This window comes from Teichococcus deserti (assembly GCF_001982615.1).
In the GTDB taxonomy this organism is placed as follows: domain Bacteria; phylum Pseudomonadota; class Alphaproteobacteria; order Acetobacterales; family Acetobacteraceae; genus Pseudoroseomonas; species Pseudoroseomonas deserti.
Genome location: NZ_MLCO01000372.1, coordinates 1 through 2269, shown reverse-complemented (window position 1 = coordinate 2269; position 2269 = coordinate 1). Strand labels below are relative to the sequence as shown.

Sequence of the window (2269 nt, the reverse complement as noted above, 5' to 3'; positions counted from 1 at the left end):
CGTGGCGAGAGCCCGCCCAGCCCTTCGCCGCGGTATCCCGCCGCCTGCCCTGGGGCGCGCAGCTCGGTGCCGGAGAAGCTGCCGTCGGATTGCCGCCGCAGGTCCATCACCCCGCGCCGCGGCAGGCCCGGCGTGCCACCCGGCAGCGGCCGCGCCAGCCCGGCGGCGAAGCCGGTGCCGTGGCCCATCTGCAGCCGGCCGGCGGCGACGCCGATATAGGCTTCGATGACGATGCGATCGACCGCGGGGCCGAAGCGGCGGGCCGGGTCGGCCAGCACCAGGTCGGTCTCCACCCGGTCCAGCACGAAGGCGCCGCCGTCCAGGTGACCCGTCAAAACCACCGGCAGCCCGGGCTGGACATCCAACAGGAGGCTGCGGCGGAAGCGCAGCTGGCCGAGCCGCAGCAGCCCCGCGCCCTCGCGCTGGGCGATGCCGCGCACCAGGATGCGCCCCGGCGCGCGGCGGTCGAGGCGGCTGGCCATGATCGTCCCGTCGGCCTGGCGCAGCCCGCTGACGGCCACCCAGTCGCCCGGCTGCCAGTCCCGGCCGCCGCGCATGCCGGGGGCGAAGATCACCCGCTGCCCGGCGACCTGCAGGCCGGTGGTGCCGTCGCGGCGCTCGACCGGACCGGAGGCCTCGAAGCGCAGCGCCAGCCGCTCGGCGCGCAGGGCGTCGGCGCGGCCGCTGGCCTCGACCACCACCACCTGGCCGGCGCGCAGGTCGGCGACGCTGCCGGGCTGGCCGTCCAGGTCGGCGGCGAGCGTCGGCGCATACTCCACCTCCAGCCCGCCCACGCAGATGCTGGCGAAGCCGGTGATGACGCCGACGATCCCGGTGCCGCCGATGCCGCGATCGCCCTCCTCGTTGGAAATCCCGGTGCCGCCGATGCCGCGCTCGGCGACCTGCTGCGCGGGCGCCGCGTCGTCGGGGCCGATGCGGCAGATGGCCGGCGCGGGCGGGCCGGCGGTGCTCGTGCCGGCCGGCGGCGGCGTCGGCGCGCAGGCGGCCAGCGCCGCGAACAAGGCCCAGGAAGGAAGGGACCAGCGCATCCGCGGCTTATTCCTTCGCGGGGCCGGAGGGGGCGGGCGCCTCGTCCTCGGCATAGAGGTAGACACCGAGGATCACCCGGCGGGTCGGCTCGCCCGCCGGCACCGTGTCGCCGGCGGCGTCGAGCTCGGCCAGCACCGCGCGGTTGACCTCGACCAGAAGGCGCTGCGCCGCCTCGCGCCCCAGCGCCTGCATCCTGGCCGCGACCGCCGGCGGCAGCCGGTCATAATGCACGGCGCGGTCCAGGAAGGGGGCGGGGGTGCCGGCGACATTGGCGGTCGCCGCCGCCAGGTGGTCGTGCAGGTTGCGGGCGAAGTAGTAGAGCTGCTCCTCGCTGCCCTGGCGCGGCAGGAAGGCGGCGGCGTTCAGCACCACGCGCTCCTCGGCATCCAGCCGCACCAGGCCCTGCGCCAGCCAGTCGTCCAGCACGGTGCGCGGGCGGACATCGGTGGTGACCGCGCGGACCAGCGCCTCGAAGGAGGGCTCGCCCTCGGGGGCGGTGCGCGGCAGCGGCCGCGGCTGGCCCGCGGCATCGGCGAAGGCGGGCAGGCCGGCCCAGCGGGCGATGATCTGGCTGGACAGCGTCACCACCGGCGGGACCGCCGGCGCATCCTCGTCCAGCTCGCGCAGCCGGCGGATCTCCTTGCGGTGCACGCCGGTCAGCAGGCTGAGGCGGCTGTCGGTGCGGGCCGGACGGGCCAGCGATTCCGCCGCCAGCTCGACATAGAGCTGCCGTGCCAGGTCGGCGAAGACCGGGAAGGTGACGCCCGCGCGGATCAGCAGCCGCAGCAGCGGCCGCAGCAGCCGCGCCAGCGGGCGCAGCAGCGCCTCGGCCTGGGGCGGGCTGGGCAGCGCCGGCAGCGGCGTCGCGGGCGGGTCGGGGAGGTCGGGCACAGTCTCTTTCATCGGCAACAGCGGTCGGCCCAATGCCTAGCACGGCCGCCGTGGGAAATCAGCCCGCACAATCCATTTGACGTGGGATCTTTTCCCACATACTGTTCCGGCCATGCCCAGCACCCATTCCGGCACGCCCGTCATCGTGCCCCTGCGCGGGAGCATCGTGTCCGTGTCTCCAAGCGACCCGACCCCCCTGGCCGCCAATGCGCGCGCCGTCGCACGGCCGGCGCCCAGCGCCACCCGCCGGCTGCCCGCCTGGCCGCCGCGCGAAGCCGAGCCGGCGGAGGCGCTGAGCCTGCGCCAGCTCCGTCACCACAGCGGCAAC

General features: G+C 76.1%; 2 protein-coding genes. Both read right to left on the bottom strand.

What is annotated here, in order from left to right:
• A partial coding sequence (locus BKE38_RS27425; protein WP_076960358.1) for a DUF5666 domain-containing protein occupies nucleotides 1-1049 on the bottom strand: 1049 nt, incomplete at its 3' end.
• A 7-nt stretch (nucleotides 1050-1056) separates the two neighbouring features.
• Nucleotides 1057-1941: a DUF6502 family protein gene (locus BKE38_RS27420; RefSeq protein ID WP_242662591.1), complete on the bottom strand. Its 885-nt coding sequence runs from the start codon at nucleotides 1939-1941 to the stop codon at nucleotides 1057-1059.
• Between the last annotated feature and the right edge of the window lie 328 nt (nucleotides 1942-2269).